Here is a 16,216-nt window from a genome sequence, read left to right on the forward strand (position 1 = left end):
CGGTGACGTGGTGCTGAAACCCGCCGCCAACACGGCCGAAGCGGCATGGGTGGCCCAGGCACTGGACCTGCTGGAGCCGGACGACGTCCGGGTCTCCCGGCCGGTGCGCTCCACCGACGGCCGCTGGGTGGTGTCGGGCTGGTCGGCCAGCCGGGATCTCGCCGGGCGGCCGGAACCGCGGCACGACGACGTGGTCGCGATGTCGCTGCGACTGCACTCGTCCAGCCGCCACTTGGCCCGACCGCGCTTCCTGGAGTCCCGGCAGGACATCTACGCGCTGGCCGACCGGATGGCCTGGGGCGAGGCGGATTACCTGCTGCCGCAGGACAAGGGCGGCCGGCTCTACGACGTGCTGGCGGGTTCGCGGCGCGAGGTGGGGCTGCGTCCGCAGGTGGTGCACGGCGATCTGTTCGGCAACGTGCTGTTCACCGAGGACGCCGCACCGGGCCTGTTGGACTTCAACCCCTTCTACCGGCCCGCGGAGTGGGCCGCGGCCGTGGCCGTCGTGGACGCGCTGGCCTGGGGCGGTGCCGATCCGGCCATCGTGGAGCGCTGGTCGCACCTGTCGGACTGGCCGCAGGCGATGCTGCGCGCCCTGCTGTTCCGGCTCGCCGTGCACGCGCTGCACCCGCGGTCCACCGGGCAGTCGCTGGCCGGGCTGGAGCGGGCCAGCCAGATGGTGCTCGAAGTCCTCTGACCCCGCTGCCCGGTTGCGCTGGGACGGCGCGGGTCGGGGACGATAGCCGGGTGCAGGACGAGGAACAGGACCGGCCGCTGCTCGGCCGCACGGTCGGGATCACCGCCGAACGCAAGGCCGCCGAGATCGGGGCGGCGCTGCCGCGCCGTGGGGCCGAGGTGCGCGACGGCGCCGCGATGCACACGGTTCCCGTCCCGCAGGACGGGGAACTGCGCACCGCCACCGAATCCGTGCTCGCCGCGCCGGTCGACCGGGTCGTGGTCGTCACCGGCGCGGGCTTCCGCGGTTGGCTGGAGGCCGCCGAGCACCACGGGCTCGCGGACCGGCTGGTCGAGCAGCTCACCGGCGCCGAACTGCTCGCGCGCGGGGCCAAGGCGCGCGGCGCGATCCGCGGTGCCGGACTGGTGGAGAGCTGGACCTCGCCCGCCGAGGAATCCGCCGAGGTGCTGGAGCGGCTGCTGGCCGAGGACCTCCGCGGGCAGCGGATCGCGGTGCAGCTGCACGGCGAACCGATGCGCGCCTTCCGCGACGCGCTGGCCGAGGCCGGGGCCGAGGTGCTGCCGGTGCGGGTGTACCGCTGGACCGACCCGGAGGACCTGTCCGCGCTGGACGCGCTCATCGACGAGATCATCGCGGGCCGGATCGACGCGCTGCCGCTGACCAGCGCGCCCGCCGCGGCCAACCTGCTGGGGCGGGCCGAGCGCACCGGCAGGGGCGAGCAGTTGCGCGGCGCGTTGCGCGAGGGCGTGTTCCTGGCCTGCGTCGGACCCGTCACCGCCGCCCCGATCGCCGCGGCGGAACTGCCCTACGCGATGCCGGACCGGGCGCGCACCGGTGCGCTGGTGCGCCTGGTGGCCGACCGGTTCGCGCGGGACTGACCGGGATTCAGCGGGATTCGGGGGCTCGACCGGATTCGGCGCCCCACCGGTAGCGGCGCATGTCCACCCGGTCCCCGCGGGGTGCGACGCCTTCGGCGCGCAGCAGGTCCAGCTGCCTGCGGCGTAGGTGCTCGGCGGTGTTGCCGTCGGCGCGCAGCACCCGGTGCCAGGGCACGTCCGCACCGTCCTCGGCCAGGATCCGGCCCACCAGTCGCGCGGAGCGCAGTCCGGCCAGTTCGGCCACGTCTCCGTAGGACAGCACGCGCCCGGGCGGTATCGAGGCGATCACCGAGCGCACCTGCTCCACCGTCTGCTCGTCCACGCCGCGAAGCTAGCGCACGTCGCGGACGCCACGACGTGCCGGACCACGTGCCCGGGTCGGACGGGGGTGCGTGGTTCCATCTCCCGGTGCCTTCCACGACCGCTCCCGTCCTGGTCCGCCGGACCGATCCTGGCGGTGCGCGCAGGTCCTGGGACGCCGCCGGGCAGCGGGTGCTGGCGCATGAGTCCGGATCGCTGCGCGTGCTCGGCGGACCGGGCACCGGCAAGAGCACCCTGCTGGCCGAAGCCGCCGCCGAGCGCATCGAGCGCAGCGGGGTGTCCCCGGAGAACGTGCTGGTCCTGGTGGCCGGGCGCACCGCGGCCGCGAGCATGCGCGCGGAGATCACCCGGCTGCTGACCGGCGGGTCCGGATCGCTGCGCACCGCCCCGGAACCGCTGGTGCGCACCGTGCACTCGTACGCGTTCGCCGTGCTGCGCCGCCGCGCGGTGCGCGATGAGCTCCCGCAGCCGCAGCTGCGCACCGCGGCCGATCAGGACACGTGGGTGCGCGAGCTGCTGCGGGGCGATGTGGACGACGGCGCGACCGAGTGGCCTGCTGCGTTGCGCCCGGCGCTGACCGTGCCCGGATTCGCCGGTGAGCTGCGTGATCTGCTGGCCCGCGCGATCGAGCGCGGCTGCGATCCGGAGGAGCTGATCGCGCTCGGGCAGCGGTACGACCGCCCGGAGTGGGTCGCGGCGGGCACGTTCGGCATCCAGTACCAGGAGGTGACCCGGCTGCACGGTGCGGTCGGCGCGCACACGCCCGCGCTGGACGCCGCGGAACTGGTGGGTGCCGCGCGCCGGGCGTTCGCCGACGATCCGGACCTCCTGCACGCCGAACAGGACCGGGTCCGCTACCTGCTGGTGGACGACGCCCAGCACCTGGATCCGCAGCAGTACTGGCTGCTGCGCGAGATCGGCGGTGCCGCAGCTGAATTCGTGCTCGCCGGGGATCCGGACCAGGCGGTGTTCTCGTTCCGCGGCGCGGATCCGCGGGTGCTGGCCGACGCGGAGGCCGAGCGCACCGAGGTGCTCACGGTCGACCACCGGATGTGCAAGGAGGTCCGCGAGGCCGTGCAGCGGCTGGCGGCACGCCTGCCGGGGTCCGGGCCGCAGCGCGAGCTGGTGGAGCCCGAGGGCGGCGGCGCCGGTGCGGTGCAGGTCCGGCTGCACGCCACCGAGGCGCAGGAGGCCGCGTGGGTGGCCGACCAGCTGCGCCGCGCGCACCTGGTGGACGGCACGGCCTGGTCGGACATGGCCGTCGTGGTGCGCTCGACCGGGTTGTCGTTGCCGGTGCTGCGCCGCGCGCTGCTGGCCGCCGGGGTGCCGATCGCGCTGCCCGCCGACGATCTGCCGTTGGCCGAACGTCCCGCGGTGCGCCCGTTGTTGACCGTGCTGGAGTGCGCGGCCCGGCCGGAGGCGCTGGATCCGGACACCGCCGATCGGCTGCTGACCTCGGCGCTGGGCGGGGCGGATTCGCTGGCGCTGCGCCGGTTGCGCCGCGGGCTGCGCAGGCTGGAGACCTCGGCGGGCGGCACGCGGTCCAGCGGTGAGCTGCTGGTGGAGGCGCTGCGCGACGACGACCGGCTCGCCGCGCTGGACGAGTCGGCCACCGGACCGCCGAGCAGGGTGGCGAGGCTGCTGCGCATCGCGGCGGATTCGGTGCGCGCCGGGGGCAGCGCCGAGCAGGTGCTGTGGGAGGTGTGGCAGGCCAGCGGGCTGCAGCAGCGCTGGCTGGAGCGCTCCGAACGCGGTGGCACGGCCGGTGCCCAGGCGGATCGGGACCTGGACGCGGTGGTCGCGCTGTTCGACGCCGCCGCGCAGTACGTGGACCGCAACCCGGGTGCCGATGCGGCCGGGTTCGCCGAGCGGTTGATCAAGCAGCAGATCGGCGGGAGCTCGCTGGCCCCGACCGCGCCGCGCGATGAGGCGGTGGCGGTGCTGACCGCGCACCGGGCGGCGGGCCGGGAGTGGGAGCTGGTCGCGGTGCCCGGGGTGCAGGAGGGCGTGTGGCCGGACCTGCGGCTGCGCGGATCCCTGCTCGGCGTGGAGCGGCTCGTCGACGTGCTGTCCGGTGTGGACGGTGACGCGTCGGCGACGGCCCCGCTGCTGGCCGAGGAGCGGCGGCTGCTGCTGGTGGCCGCGTCCCGCGCGCGGCGGTGCCTGCTGGTCAGCGCGGTGCGCGGTGAGGACGAGCAGCCCTCGCGGTTCCTGGACGAGTTGGAGGGCGTGGTCAGCGATCCGGACGTCGCCGAGCGCCCGGTGTCCCGCCCCGAGCGGGGGCTGGCGCTGGCCGATCTGGTCGGCGAGCTGCGCCGGGTGGTCTGCGATGCCGAGGAGCCCGCCGAGCGCCGCGAGCGTGCCGCGCAACAGCTGGCGCGGCTGGCGGAGGCCAAGGTTCCCGGCGCGCACCCGGACACCTGGTACGGGCTCGCCGAAACCTCCAGTGCCGCACCGCTGTTCGCCGAGGGCGAGCCGGTCCGCGTCTCACCGTCCACTGTGGAAGTGCTCGCGAAGTGCCCGCTGCGCTGGATGGTCGAACGTCACGGCGGGCAGGACGAGGCCGAACTCGCCTCGGTGACCGGCACCCTCGTGCACGCGCTGGTGCAGTCGGCCGCCGAGGGCAAGGATGCCGAGCAGCTGCGCCGCGATCTCGACGAGGCGTGGAAGTCGGTGGACGCCGGGGCGCCGTGGTTCTCCCGCCGCGAGCGCGACCGGGTGCAGCAGATGCTGGACGCCTTCCTGGAGTGGATGGTGCAGTCCCGCGACGAACTGACCCAGACCGGGGTGGAGCGGGATCTGGACGTGACCGTGCCCGGCCGGGAAGGCGGCCCGTGGCTGCGGCTGCGCGGCCGGGTGGACCGGTTGGAGGCCGACCAGCAGGGTCGCGCCGTGGTGGTGGACGTGAAGACCGGCAAGGCGCCGGTCAGCAAGGACGACGCGGAACAGCACCCGCAGCTGGCCGTGTACCAGCTCGCGGCAGCGCTCGGCGCGTTCCAGCCCGACGACGAACCGGGCGGTGCCCGCCTGCTGTACGTGGCCAAGGCCGACCGCACCGGCGCGGCCACCGAACGCGCGCAGCGCCCGCTGGACGCCGACCGCGTCGAGGTCTGGCTGGACGTGGTGCACGAGGCCGCCGCCGCGAGCCTCGGCCCGGCCTACCTGGCCACCGAGAACGCCGACTGCCCGCGCTGCCCGGCACGCACCTGCTGCCCGGTGCATCCGGCGGGACGGCAGGTCGTGGAATGACCGAGCTGATCAGCCCCGCCACGATCGCCCGCGCGCTGGGCCTGCACCCGCCGACTCCGGAGCAGGCCGCGGTCGTCGCCGCGCCGCCGGAACCGGCGCTGGTCGTGGCCGGTGCGGGCGCGGGCAAGACCGAGACGATGGCCTCCCGGGTCGTGTGGCTGGTGGCCAACCGGTTCGTCACCCCCGAGCGGGTGCTCGGGCTGACCTTCACCCGCAAGGCCGCGCGCCAGCTGGCCGACCGGGTGCGCGCCCGGCTGCGCAGGCTCGCCGGATCCGGGCTGCTGGACGAGATCGACCCCAGCGGCGGACTGCGCTCGGCGGTGCTGGCCGAGGAGCCGACGGTGCTCACCTACCACGCCTACGCGGGCCGGCTGGTCGGCGAGCACGGGCTGCGCATCCCGGTCGAGCCCGGTGCGCGGCTGCTGTCCGAGACCGCGGCGTGGCAGCTGGCGCACCAGGTGGTCAGCACCTGGACCGAGGACCTGGACACCGACAAGGTGCCCACCACGATCACCGGCCACCTGCTGTCCCTGGCCGGCGAACTGGCCGAGCACCTCGCGCAGCCCGAGCAGTTGTCCCGGCACGCCGAGCGGTTGGCCGCGCTCATCGAGGGCGCGCCGCGGGCCAAGGGCCAGCGCGCGGACCTGCCGCAGGAGCTGGTCAAGGTGATCGGCGCGCAGCGGCTGCGCACCGCGCTGCTGCCGTTGGTGGCGGAATATCAGCAGCGCAAACGGGCTGCGGGCGCGATGGACTTCGCCGACCAGATGTCGCTGGCCGCCGTGCTCGCCGCGCACCACCCGGAGGTCCGGGACGGCGAGCGGTCCCGGTTCGGCGCGGTGCTGCTGGACGAGTACCAGGACACCGGGCACGCGCAGCGGGTGCTGCTGCGCTCGCTGTTCGGCAGCGGTGACCCGCTGCCGGTGACCGCGGTCGGCGATCCGGCCCAGGCGATCTACGGCTGGCGCGGCGCCAGCGCGGCCAACCTGCCCCGGTTCACCACCGACTTCCCCGGCCCGCGCGGTCCGGCCGCCCGGTACGGCCTGCTGACCAGCTTCCGCAATCCGCCCGAGGTGCTGGACCTGGCCAACGCGGTCTCCGCCCCGCTGCGCCGGGCCGGGGTGGACGTGGACGAGCTGCGCGCGGGCCCGGGTGCGGCAGCGGGCGATATCCGGCTCGCGTTGACCGAGGACGTGCGCGCCGAGCGGGACTGGGTCGCCGACCGGGTCGCGGCGCAGTGGCACGCGGTGCTGGACGAGACGGGCGCGCCACCGACGGCGGCCGTGCTGGTGCGCCGGCGCGCGGACATGTCCGATCTGGCCGCCGCGCTGCGCGAACGCGGGCTGCCGGTGGAGATCGTCGGGATCGGCGGGCTGCTCGACGAGGCCGAGGTGCGCGATCTGGTCAGCGCCCTGCGCATGCTGGTGGATCCGCTGGCGGGCACGGCAGCGATGCGGGTGCTGACCGGGTCGCGCTGGCGGCTGGGTGCGGCCGATATCGCCGCGCTGTGGCAGCGGGCCCGCGAGCTGGGTGATCAGCAGTCCGGCGCGCCGGCCGGGGACGCGGGGGTGGAGTCGGCGCTGCCGGGGGAGAGCGCCGAGCAGACCGGTCTGGTGGACGCGCTGGACGATCCGGGCGACGCGCAGCGCTATTCCGCGTCCGGGTACCGGCGGATCCGGCGGCTGGGCCGGGAGCTGGCGAACCTGCGCACCCGGCTGGACCAACCGCTGCCGGAACTGGTCGCCGAGGCCGAGCGCGCGCTGCTGTTGGACATCGAGAGCATGGCCCGGCCCGGCGGTGCGGGCCGCATCCACCTGGACGCGTTCGCCGATGTGGTCACCGAGTTCGCCACGGCCAGTCCCGCGGCCACGCTGTCCGCGCTGCTGGACTACCTGGCCGCGGCCGAACGCGCGGAGGACGGTCTGGAACCGGGCGAGGTGGAGGTCGCCGCGGACCGGGTGCAGGTGCTCACCGCGCACGCGGCGAAGGGCCTGGAGTGGCAGGTGGTGGCGGTGCCGCACCTGGACCGGGACGTGTTCCCCGGCAAGCGCAAGTCTTCTTCGTGGCTGCGGTCGGTGCCGTCGCTGCCCGCCGAGCTGCGCGGGGACGCCCAGGACCTGCCGCGGCTGGACCTCGACCGGCTGGCCGGGTTCGACCGCAAGGAGCTCAAGGCCGAACTGGACCTGCACGACGAGGAGTTCGAGGAGCGCAGGCTCACCGAGGAGCGCCGCCTGCTGTACGTGGCGCTGACCCGCGCCGAGCGGGTGCTGTTGGTGTCCGGGCACTGGTGGGCCGAGACCGGCGACCGGCCGAAGGGCCCGTCGGAGTTCCTGCGTGAACTGGCCGGTGTGCTGCGCGACGCCGATCCGGCCTGCATCGAGCACTGGGCGCCGGAACCCGAGGAGGGCGCGGAGAACCCGCTGGCCGAGTCGGTGCGGTCGGCGCACTGGCCGGTGGATCCGCTGGGCGGTAGGCGGGACGCGGTCGTCGAGGGCGCGCAGCTGGTGCTCGCGGCCGACCCCGCGGAGTCCGAGCCGGCGGACCGCGATCCGGACGGGGATCCGGAGGGCTGGGCCGCGGACGTGGACGTGCTGCTGGCCGAGCGCGCGGCCGCGCGGGAGCGCGAGCAGGTGCGGCTGCCGGAGCACCTCTCGGTGAGCCAGCTGGTCGAGCTGCGCGGCGACACCGGCGAGCTGGCCCGCAAGCTGCGCCGCCCGCTGCCGTTCCCGCCGAACCCGATGGCCCGCCGCGGCACGGCTTTTCACGCCTGGCTGGAGCACCGGTTCGCCTCCACCGCTCTGCTGGAGATCGACGAGCTGCCTGGTGCGGGCGACGACGGGGCCGCGTCCGGTGCGGACCTGGAGTCGCTGCAGCAGGCGTTCCTGGCCGGTTCCTGGGCCGACCGCACGCCGCACCGGGTGGAGGTGCCGTTCGAGATCCAGGTGGAGGGCGTGGTGCTGCGCGGCCGGATGGACGCGGTGTTCGCCGATGCGGACGGCGGCTGGACGGTCGTGGACTGGAAGACCGGTGGCGTGCCGTCGGCCGAGCAGGTGCCCGCGCTGTCCGTGCAGCTGGCCGTCTACCGGCTGGCCTGGGCGGAACTGCGCGGCGTCGAACTGGACCGGGTGCGCGCCGCGTTCCACTACGTGCGGCACGACCGGACGCTGCGCCCGGCGGACCTGCTGGACGCGGACGGTCTGCGCGCGCTGATCACCGCGGTCCCCGCGCAGGGCTGATCCACACCTTCGAGTGGCGAAGCTTGTGGTGCGCCCCGGCGCCCGACGAGCATTCCCCGCGATGAACACCGCGACGAACACCGCTACGGCCCCGCAGTGGAAGCTCGACAGCCCGCCGGATTCCGAAGTCCGGGTGGACCAGGACGTGCTGGCGATGCGCAGTCCGCTGGTGCGGGTGCACCGGGACGAGGCGGGCGGCTGGTCGTTCGACGGTCCCGGGAAGCCGCCGCGCCCGTTCAGCAGGACCCGGCTCAGCGCGGTGGTCGGCGCGTGGCCGCACGTGGCGGCGCTGTCCGATCTGGCCGCCGGGCGATCGGTGATCTGGTCCTGGCGCCAGCACGGCTGGACGAGCGAATTGGTCTGCGAGTGCGGGCAGTGCGAGCAGCCGGAGCCCACCGATGTGGACCGGGCCAGCTGGCCCGCCGAGCTGCAGGCGCACAGCATCGTCAGCGTGGAGCAGTCCGCGCTGTCCGGGCAGGCCCCGCTCAGCGACATCATCCACACGCCGGGCGGGATCGCGCTGCTCGCACCGGGTGATCACCGCCGCACGTCGGAGGTGATGGCGCCGGTGGCGCTGGCCAACGTGGTGCGCCGCTGGCCGCACAGCATGCAGGCGCTGCGCGCGTTGCAGGACGGCCGCGGGATGCGGTGGAACCCGACGGGCCTGAACTGGCACGAGTACGTGCTGGCCTGACGTCGTTCCGGAGCGTCTCCCGCTGTGCCGGGGCGCCGGTCAGGCGTTCTCGGCGGGCCGCGGGTCGTGCTGCTGCTCCAGGAGTTTGGAGTAGAGCACTTCGAGCAGCCAGCGGCTGAACAGCGAGGAGCCGAACTCGGCGGACCGGTCTTCCGGGTGCAGCAGGAGTTCGCCGGGTTCCTCGGCTCCGGCGTTGACCACACCGATCCCGTAGTAGTCGAGTTCCAGCACCGGCCACGGCCGGTACGGGTGGTCGGCGGGCAGCACGACCGCGCAGGGCGCGAGGGTCATCAGCGTGCCGCAGGCCCGCAGCCCGTACCGGGCGCGGGAGACCGGGATCAGCAGTCCTTCGAGCTCGACGGCGGGCACCGGCACGTGGTCGTGCTCACTGGGCTCGGACCAGGATTGGAACCAGGACGGGTTCAGCTCGGGCGCCCAGCCGTGCTCGGTGCGCCACCGGTGGACGTCCGGCCGGATGCGCGTTGCGGCCGCGAACCGGGTACCGAGTACTTCGACGTCGGTCACCAGGTGGCCGTGCCATCCGAGCGCCCGCGCCGCGTGCTGGAGCTGCTGCACGGGTGCATCGTAGTGCGCCGGGCCCCGCGAAGACCACGCCCCGGCCGGACCAAGATCATTTTCCCGGCGGGATCGTGGTACGGATCACTCAACGGCGGGTGGACAGCAGGAGTCCGTAGCAGCCGCCGGAAACCGAGGCCAGCGTCAGCAGGACCCAGTGCGCCCGCGCCGCGGCCTCCTGCTGCTCGGAGACCCCGGCCGCGACGGGTCGGGCGCGTGCGCCGGGCCGGTCCTGCGCGGGCACCAGCACGTCCAGCCGCTGACCCGCGAGGTGCCCGCACCCGTCGTAGCGCGCGCTGCGCACGTCCCCGTCCACGTGCACGTCCAGCAGGTCGCCCGCGGTCCGGGTGCCGCAGGGTGCGGGTTCGACGACCGTCGCCACGGCGGGGCGCAGCCCGGCGGTGTCGTCGCGGGCGTGCACCAGCGGCCACAGCGCGACGGCGGCCACGGTCACCCCGAGGACGACGAGCACGAGCAGGATCGGCGCCACGGCGGCCGAACCTCGTTGGCTACCCACGCCTCCGATATTCCCAGAGGCCGCGCCATCGGCGGCGGCGTGCTCAGCCGACGTCGTCGGGGGCCGCTGCCCAGGTGTTGCACCGGGTGATGTCGTTGTCCAGGAAGCCGCGATCGATCCAGGTCGCGTTGTTGGCGAGGCTGCCGTGGTCCTGCCCGCCGGTGTGCTCGTCGCCGCGGTCCTTGGAGTCGGCGAGCGCGGGGAAGATGTAGTCGTTGCTGAGCCCGCCGTTCTGCAGCGCGGCCAGCGCCATGCCCTCGAAGCAGCTGGCCTGCAGCTCGGAGCGCCGGGTCAGTTCCAGTCCGCGCGGGGTTTCCGGGCCGCCCGCCCGGGCTTGCGCGTCGCCGAACGCGGCGTTGATGCCGACCATGCCTTGCACCGCGTGCCCGAATTCGTGCGCGAACTGGCCGAGGTAGGCGCCGGGTTCGGTGCGCCGCTCGATGTCGGAGTAGTAGCGCGCGGACATGTAGATGGTGTGGTCGCTGCGGCAGTACATGGCGGTCTCGTGCCACTCGCGGGCACCGCAGGGGCTCTGCACGCCTTCGTCGGTGGTGACCACGCGCGGGGTCTGCACCGGCATGTTCGCGTCGTCGAGCATCGGTTCCCACGCGTCCATCAGGCAGGGCAGCGCGGCTTGGTAGAGCGCGTCCTGGCCTGCGGCGTCCGGGGCGAACGGGGGCAGTTGGCAGGAGGTGGCCGGGGCGCCGTTGCCGCTGATGTAGAGCGGGTGATCGGCGAGCGCGGGCACGGCACGCGGTTCGCCGCGCGGTTCGGAGGGATCGCTGGTGTCCGAACTCGGGGCGGTGCTGCTGGTTTCCGCGCTGCTGGGCGGTTGGGTGCTGGTGTTCGGCGGTGGCGGCGGTGCGTGCTGCGGGCGGGAGGTCTCGCTGCCGTCGGAGCTGGCGGTGGTGTCCGTGCCGCCTCCGGCCAGGAACACCCCGACGACGCCGACGACGAACAGGCAGGTCGTGGCCAGCACCAGCGCCACGATCATCCCGGGCCGCGGTCCACCGCCGGGCCGGCGGCCGCCCGGACCGGTGCGCGCGGACCACGGGTCGTGCTGCGCCCACTGCTCGTGCGCGGACCACGGGCCCTGTTGCGACCAGGGGTTGTGCTGCGGTTGCGGGTGTTGTTGCGGCCACTGCCCGTGCGGCGGGGGCACGTCCCAGCCGGGCGGCTGCTGCGGCGGTTGGTCGCCCGGGGGCGGCCAGGGGGGTTGGGACATTCGCGGTACCTCGCCGTGGATTTCGCCGTGCACCGGCAGCCCGGTCGGCTCGCCCACCCGCGGTAGCCGGGGCGTCGGTTCCGTCCGCCGATCATCCGAGCGTAACCGGGGCGGTGGGTCCGGCGTGCCGGGTTCGGCCGAACCGGGCAGCCCGCTGCTGCACCCGCGTCTCGCCGATGCGGAGATATCGGACAGCAGCGCGGTTTTCGCCCCGGTCGCTTCGCCGGCGGGTTCAGTAGTCCCACACGTGCTCGCGAAACCCGCCGCGGGTCACCTCCGCGGTGCACTCGGTGCAGCGCTCGGTGATCGCCGTCGACGCGGGCTCGCGCCCGTAGGGCGTGGCCGTCGGGATCTTCAACCACGTCGCGCACAGCGCGGCCTCCCAATCTCCGGCGCAGATCGCACCCGGCAACGTCGACATCGCGTGCCGGATGCGGAATCCGGCACCCACGATCCAGAAAACGTCCACCCGGTCCCGGTGAAACACATCGAAAACCATGCGATCGGGTCCTTCCCGGTTCAACGGCTACAGCCTTGATGACCGGCGAAGTTAGGGTCGTTTCGCAGTTTCAGCTAGCGGTCCTCCGCTTTCGCTGTTGCGAAACAGCACAGCTTCAACTGAAACGCGAAGAATTGTCAGCGCGAATGTGGGAGGTCAAATGTCCCGGGAATCCAAGCTGTTTCGCGTGAACCTCGCTGAAGAGCTCCGAACGCTGCGAAAGCAGGCCGAGATGTCCACTCGTTCGGTAGCAGCAGAGCTCGGCACGAGTGCCGCGTGGGTAAGCCGCACTGAAACAGGAGCGCGGCAACCGAATCAGGACGAGGTGACCTCGCTGTGTCGGCTGTACGGCGCCACCGATGTTCTGTTGCGGCTGCTTGTCGAGAAGGCGGCGGCGTCCGACGGCGGCGGTATCGAGCTGCCGACGCTGGACACCTACACCGATCAGCTCGCGAACGTCATGCTGCTGGAGAACGAAGCGCACCGGGTGACCGAATACGAACTAGCCCTGGTGCCAGGTCTTTTGCAAACCACGCAGTACGCCAGGCAGATCCTGTCGACGGTCGATCGTGCTCCCGCTGAACTCGAACGACGGCTCTCCACTCGGGTCGGCAGGCAGACGTTGCTGTCCCGGCCGAACGGACCCGAGCTGTGGTTCCTGATCGATGAGTTCGCGCTGCTGCGGCCTATTGGCGGTGACGCCGTGATGCGCGAGCAGCTGCTCAACATCGTGAAGCAGGCCCAGTGCCCGAACGTGCGGGTGCGGATCGTTCCCTCGTTCAGAGGTGCCTACCCGGGTCTGGACGGCCCGTTCGCCGTCTACGAGTTCGCCGCGCTCAACACGTACGTCTACCTGGAGGACAGGAGGGGTGGGACTTTCCTGACCGATTCCCCCGGCGTGCGTCAGTATGTTGCTGTTCGGGACGAGCTTTGGACAGAAGCGCTCGACGAGGAGCAGTCACTGGACCTGCTCCGAGAGGCGGCGGAGAGGCTGAACGATGACGGAACCGGTGTGGCGCAAGAGCAGTCGAAGCGGATCCGCGACCAAGTGCGTCGAGGTGGCGTCCCTGTCTGACGGGGTCGCGGTGCGGGATTCGAAGGATGCGGCCGGTCCGCGGGTGCGGGTGCGGTCCGCTGGGTGGGCGGTGTTCCTGGCAGCGCTGCGGGCGGGCCGCTTCGACCAAGGCTGAATCGGTCGTGGGGTGCGCTGCATCGCCGATGCGCGGTCGTTGTCGCCGGGCAGCGCACCGATCCGCGGCTGCTCTGAACGAGTGAGATCGGGCCCACGTCAGATTTGCCGGAAACCGTTCCGGGCCGGTGCGCGTCGGACTAGAGTGTTCAGCGACTCGTCAGGGGGCGTGGGCACCGGGTTGCGGGGTCCGGCTGGGCAGCGAGGCTCCGCGGGGACAGGCACTGAGGGGAACCGGATGGCGGACGAAGAAGGCGGCGGCTTCGAAGCCGCCAAAGACGGCCTGAAGCAGATCGCGGGCAAGACGAACTGGGTCAACGAGCAGGTCAGCTCCGGCAAGCTCTCCCTCGACCCCCAAGCCGCCGAAGACGCAGCCAAACGGGTCGAAGAGGAGATCGACGAGCTCAGGGATCTCGCGCGTACGGCAGACCAGCTCACCCGTCTCCAAGGCTTGGGCGACTACCCGGACGGTCAACAGCTGACCCAGCGCTTCATCGATAAGGCATCGGCCCCGGATACGGGTGCGATCGATCTGATTCGCTTGTTGCAAGACGAGTTGCAGAAGCAGGCTGATGCCTTCCGGGACGCCGCGAAGGACTATCGTGCTACCGACGAACAGAACGCCGAAGACCTGCAGCGAGGTGCTCAGTGAACCCGTCCGCCCGACCGTTGCTCGTGGGAACCGTTGGCCTTGCAGTCATCGGGCTTGCAGCCTGCTCTCCTATGAGCGGGGACAGTGATACCGAAGGTTCCCAGCCGTCTGAAGCCCAGAGTGCCGGGCTCCAGGACTTCGACGTGTGCAACTTCTTCACACCAGAGGACTTGGCAGCGGTCGGCGTATCGGGTCCAGGTGAGCCGGAAGACACGGTGGATTTCGAGCCGGGCTGCAACTTTCGCGGCGAAGCAATGGACCTGACGCTGTTCAAGGCTCCGGAAGATCCGTTCGACCAGTACATGTCCCAGGGGAACTTCGGTGAAGTCAATCCCTTCGAAGTGAACGGGCGTAAGGCAGCGGTCGGTGTGACAGCCGGCTCTGAAGGGCAGGGCATTTGCTCGACTTTCCTCGACGCTGCGGGTGGCACCGTTATCGTCACGGTCACGGGAGACAGCCGCGATTCCGTCGACGCCTGTGGTGAGGCCAAGAAGGTTGCTGAGCGGATCGAGCCGCGACTGCCGGCGTGACCAGAGGAGGTGTGATGGGGATTCGGAAGTTCGGACACATGAGTAGGTCGGATGCGGTGCAGGAGCGCGCTAGTCGCGGCGAGCAGGATCGCTTCCCCGTATTCGGTCGGAGCTTCCGAACCCTGATCGTCGCGTCCTCAGGGGCTGCACTTCTGGGGGCGTCGGCCTGTGCTGCGGGCGGAGGTGGGCCCGAGGGGGAAACTCCGGACCCGCAGGCTGGTGGAGCTGCTGCCTTGGAGAAGTTCGACCCTTGCACCTTCTTTCAGCCTGACCAGCTGACCTCCTGGGGATACGCTGCAGAAGCACAGGAGGCTGAGGGCGTCAGTTTTGAGCCTGGGTGTGAGTGGGAAGGCGAGAACGCCTGGCTCAGCCTTTTGAAGAATGCTGACGAGACAGTGGACTCTTATGAGACGTCCACCAGCTGGGATAGCTACGAGAAGAAGACGATCGGCGGTCGTCCGGGTGCGGTGGCTCTTGAAGCTGGCACAACCGGTCAAGGTACGTGCACGGTCCTGATCGATGCGGGTGGCGGCGTGGCCGTTTACGGCATTGACGGGAGTACGAGGGACTCGATCGATGACCCGTGCGGTGAGACCGAGAAGATCGCCAACGAAACGGCTGCTGAACTGCCGAAATGATTGAGGGAGCCCGATGCGGTTTCGACAGATGTCGCAGGACCGGTTCGCCGGTCGCTGCGGCGGACGTCGTGCCGCAGCAGGCTCGGAGCACGCTGTGCTCAGTGAACGCGTCTGCGCTATCGCTGCTGGTGGGTATCGGCCTGGCGCCGTTCTGATGGGCGAATGGTCGCGTGACAGATCGAGTCGTGGTTTCCGGAACTGTGCCTGAGGGGGCGTGATGGGACTCAAGGATTGGTACGACGGTGTCGCGGGCAGCGTCGGCCTGGAGACCTTCGCCGAGGAGGAGCGCAAGGAGCAGCAGCAGAAGGCCGAGCAGGCCGCGGCGCAGCAGAAGAGCCAGCTCTCCCAGCAGAACTCGGGGCTCGACGTCGCCCAGTACGACAAGCCCGGCATCAGCGAGTGCGTGAACTGGTCCGGGTTCGGGCACGACGACATCTTCCAGACCAACCAGGACTCCATCGATGCCCGCCGGGTGTCACAGGTCGCTGAAATCTGGCAAGAAGTCGCGACCAAACTCCGCGAGCGCGGGGAAAACTACGCGACCGACATCGGCAAGATCGTCGACGGCGGTTGGCAGGGCGAGGCCGCCGAGAACGCCCGCGAAGTCGGCAAACCCGCGTCCGACTGGATGAAGGCCAGTGCCGACGCCTTCGAGATGACCGGCAACAACCTCAACGGTGCCGGTGAGGCCGCCGGGGAAGCCGCCAAGATGGTGCCGGAGCCCGAGGGGCACAACTGGGGGCACACCGCGGGCTACGCGGCGCTCGGACCCGCTGGACTGCCCGCGGCCGGCCTGGACGGGCTCGGCCAGATGGAGAAGCGGGAACAGCAGGAGAAGGCCGCGCAGGAAACCATGGGCCGGGTGTACAGCCCCGCGTTGACCGAGGTCGACTCGAAGATGCCGCAGTACACCAAGCCTGACGGTTCGACCGCCGAACCGCCGCCCGCCAACCCCGGCGGTGGTCCCGGTGCCGGGGGCGGTGGCGTTCCCGGTGGCGGTGCCGGAGCGGCCGGCGGAGGTGCGGGCGCCGGTGGTGTGCCCGGTGCCGGCAGCATGCCCGGCAGCGGGTCGCTGCCCGGCAGCGGCGACACCGGTCCGCCCGCGTCCACCAGCAGCCAGTCCGCGACACCGCCCGGTGGTCCCGGCGGACCCGGCGGGATGCCGCCCGGGGCCGGTGCGGGCGCCGGCGCTGGCGCCGGAGCCGGCGGTGCGATGGGCGGTATGGCCGGAATGGCCGGCGGTGCCGCCGGAGCGGGCGCCGGTCCCGGAGCGGGCGGACGGGCCGGAGCCGGCGCGGGTGGTGCCGGCGCCGGTGCC

At 72.3% G+C, this 16,216-nt stretch carries 16 protein-coding genes; 11 read left to right on the forward strand and 5 right to left on the reverse strand.

The features are described 5' to 3' along the window. Both IQ251_RS14825 and IQ251_RS14830 read left to right on the forward strand, forming a co-directional pair. On the forward strand, window positions 1-697 hold a 697-nt coding region (locus IQ251_RS14825), incomplete at its 5' end, for a TIGR02569 family protein (RefSeq protein ID WP_193929176.1). A 50-nt stretch (window positions 698-747) separates the two neighbouring features. After that, entirely contained in the window at window positions 748-1,575 is an 828-nt protein-coding gene (locus IQ251_RS14830) for a uroporphyrinogen-III synthase (protein ID WP_193929177.1), read from the forward strand. 7 nt (window positions 1,576-1,582) lie between these two features. On the opposite strand, the gene IQ251_RS14835 is transcribed toward IQ251_RS14830, so the two are convergent. Further along, the gene (locus IQ251_RS14835; RefSeq protein WP_193929178.1) at window positions 1,583-1,897 is read right to left on the reverse strand and encodes an MGMT family protein; all 315 of its coding nucleotides are present in this window, start codon (window positions 1,895-1,897) and stop codon (window positions 1,583-1,585) included. 86 nt (window positions 1,898-1,983) lie between these two features. Between IQ251_RS14835 and IQ251_RS14840 the strand changes: the two genes are divergently transcribed. From IQ251_RS14840 to IQ251_RS14850, 3 genes are all read left to right on the forward strand, one after another. Next, window positions 1,984-5,145 (forward strand): ATP-dependent helicase, encoded by a 3,162-nt coding sequence (locus IQ251_RS14840; protein WP_370591414.1) that lies wholly within the window; start codon window positions 1,984-1,986, stop codon window positions 5,143-5,145. Continuing rightward, window positions 5,142-8,378: an ATP-dependent helicase gene (locus IQ251_RS14845; RefSeq protein ID WP_193929179.1), complete on the forward strand. Its 3,237-nt coding sequence runs from the start codon at window positions 5,142-5,144 to the stop codon at window positions 8,376-8,378. The genes IQ251_RS14840 and IQ251_RS14845 overlap by 4 nt, the downstream gene beginning before the upstream one ends. Before the next feature lie 61 nt (window positions 8,379-8,439). Beyond that, window positions 8,440-9,072, forward strand: a complete 633-nt coding sequence (locus IQ251_RS14850; protein ID WP_193929180.1) for a hypothetical protein — start codon at window positions 8,440-8,442, stop codon at window positions 9,070-9,072. A gap of 39 nt (window positions 9,073-9,111) precedes the next feature. Here IQ251_RS14850 and IQ251_RS14855 read toward each other — a convergent pair whose 3' ends face one another. From IQ251_RS14855 to IQ251_RS14870, 4 genes are all read right to left on the reverse strand, one after another. Next, on the reverse strand, window positions 9,112-9,648 hold the full coding sequence (locus IQ251_RS14855; protein ID WP_193929181.1) for a hypothetical protein: 537 nt from the start codon (window positions 9,646-9,648) through the stop codon (window positions 9,112-9,114). A gap of 88 nt (window positions 9,649-9,736) precedes the next feature. Continuing rightward, window positions 9,737-10,165, reverse strand: a complete 429-nt coding sequence (locus tag IQ251_RS14860) for a hypothetical protein (RefSeq protein ID WP_193929182.1) — start codon at window positions 10,163-10,165, stop codon at window positions 9,737-9,739. Window positions 10,166-10,208: 43 nt separating this feature from the next. Then, a complete protein-coding gene (locus tag IQ251_RS14865; protein WP_228047006.1) occupies window positions 10,209-11,390 on the reverse strand; it encodes a neutral zinc metallopeptidase in 1,182 nt (393 codons plus the stop codon). 232 nt (window positions 11,391-11,622) lie between these two features. Further along, window positions 11,623-11,889, reverse strand: coding sequence for a hypothetical protein (locus tag IQ251_RS14870; protein WP_228047008.1), 267 nt, complete (start codon window positions 11,887-11,889; stop codon window positions 11,623-11,625). Between the two features lie 160 nt (window positions 11,890-12,049). On the opposite strand from IQ251_RS14870, the gene IQ251_RS14875 reads away from it, so the two are divergent. The 6 genes from IQ251_RS14875 to IQ251_RS14900 all read left to right on the forward strand — a co-directional run. Further along, window positions 12,050-12,964 (forward strand): helix-turn-helix domain-containing protein, encoded by a 915-nt coding sequence (locus IQ251_RS14875; protein ID WP_193929183.1) that lies wholly within the window; start codon window positions 12,050-12,052, stop codon window positions 12,962-12,964. Further along, entirely contained in the window at window positions 12,888-13,079 is a 192-nt protein-coding gene (locus tag IQ251_RS14880) for a DUF397 domain-containing protein (protein WP_228047010.1), read from the forward strand. The genes IQ251_RS14875 and IQ251_RS14880 overlap by 77 nt, the downstream gene beginning before the upstream one ends. A 237-nt stretch (window positions 13,080-13,316) precedes the next feature. Next, complete coding sequence (locus IQ251_RS14885) at window positions 13,317-13,730, forward strand: hypothetical protein (protein ID WP_193929184.1); 414 nt, start codon at window positions 13,317-13,319, stop codon at window positions 13,728-13,730. 23 nt (window positions 13,731-13,753) lie between these two features. Continuing rightward, the gene (locus tag IQ251_RS14890; protein ID WP_370591415.1) at window positions 13,754-14,260 is read left to right on the forward strand and encodes a DUF3558 family protein; all 507 of its coding nucleotides are present in this window, start codon (window positions 13,754-13,756) and stop codon (window positions 14,258-14,260) included. 38 nt (window positions 14,261-14,298) lie between these two features. Then, window positions 14,299-14,898 carry a DUF3558 family protein gene (locus IQ251_RS14895; RefSeq protein WP_228047020.1) on the forward strand — a complete coding sequence of 200 codons (600 nt, stop codon included), beginning with the start codon at window positions 14,299-14,301 and terminating at the stop codon, window positions 14,896-14,898. A 217-nt stretch (window positions 14,899-15,115) separates the two neighbouring features. Continuing rightward, window positions 15,116-16,216: PPE domain-containing protein (locus IQ251_RS14900; RefSeq protein ID WP_193929187.1), on the forward strand; the 1,101-nt coding region annotated here is incomplete at its 3' end.

Origin of the sequence: Saccharopolyspora montiporae, from assembly GCF_015209505.1 — a bacterium.
GTDB lineage: Bacteria > Actinomycetota > Actinomycetes > Mycobacteriales > Pseudonocardiaceae > Saccharopolyspora > Saccharopolyspora montiporae.

Bases quoted from the DNA above. Each gene is read 5' to 3' on its own strand.
- IQ251_RS14845 (WP_193929179.1), top strand. From the start codon at position 5,142: ATGACCGAGCTGATCAGCCCCGCCACGATCGCCCGCGCGCTGGGCCTG.
- IQ251_RS14850 (WP_193929180.1), top strand. From the start codon at position 8,440: ATGAACACCGCGACGAACACCGCTACGGCCCCGCAGTGGAAGCTCGAC.
- IQ251_RS14880 (WP_228047010.1), top strand. From the start codon at position 12,888: ATGACGGAACCGGTGTGGCGCAAGAGCAGTCGAAGCGGATCCGCGACC.
- IQ251_RS14875 (WP_193929183.1), top strand. From the start codon at position 12,050: ATGTCCCGGGAATCCAAGCTGTTTCGCGTGAACCTCGCTGAAGAGCTC.
- IQ251_RS14885 (WP_193929184.1), top strand. From the start codon at position 13,317: ATGGCGGACGAAGAAGGCGGCGGCTTCGAAGCCGCCAAAGACGGCCTG.
- IQ251_RS14895 (WP_228047020.1), top strand. From the start codon at position 14,299: ATGAGTAGGTCGGATGCGGTGCAGGAGCGCGCTAGTCGCGGCGAGCAG.
- IQ251_RS14865 (WP_228047006.1), bottom strand. From the start codon at position 11,390: ATGTCCCAACCCCCCTGGCCGCCCCCGGGCGACCAACCGCCGCAGCAG.
- IQ251_RS14870 (WP_228047008.1), bottom strand. From the start codon at position 11,889: ATGGTTTTCGATGTGTTTCACCGGGACCGGGTGGACGTTTTCTGGATC.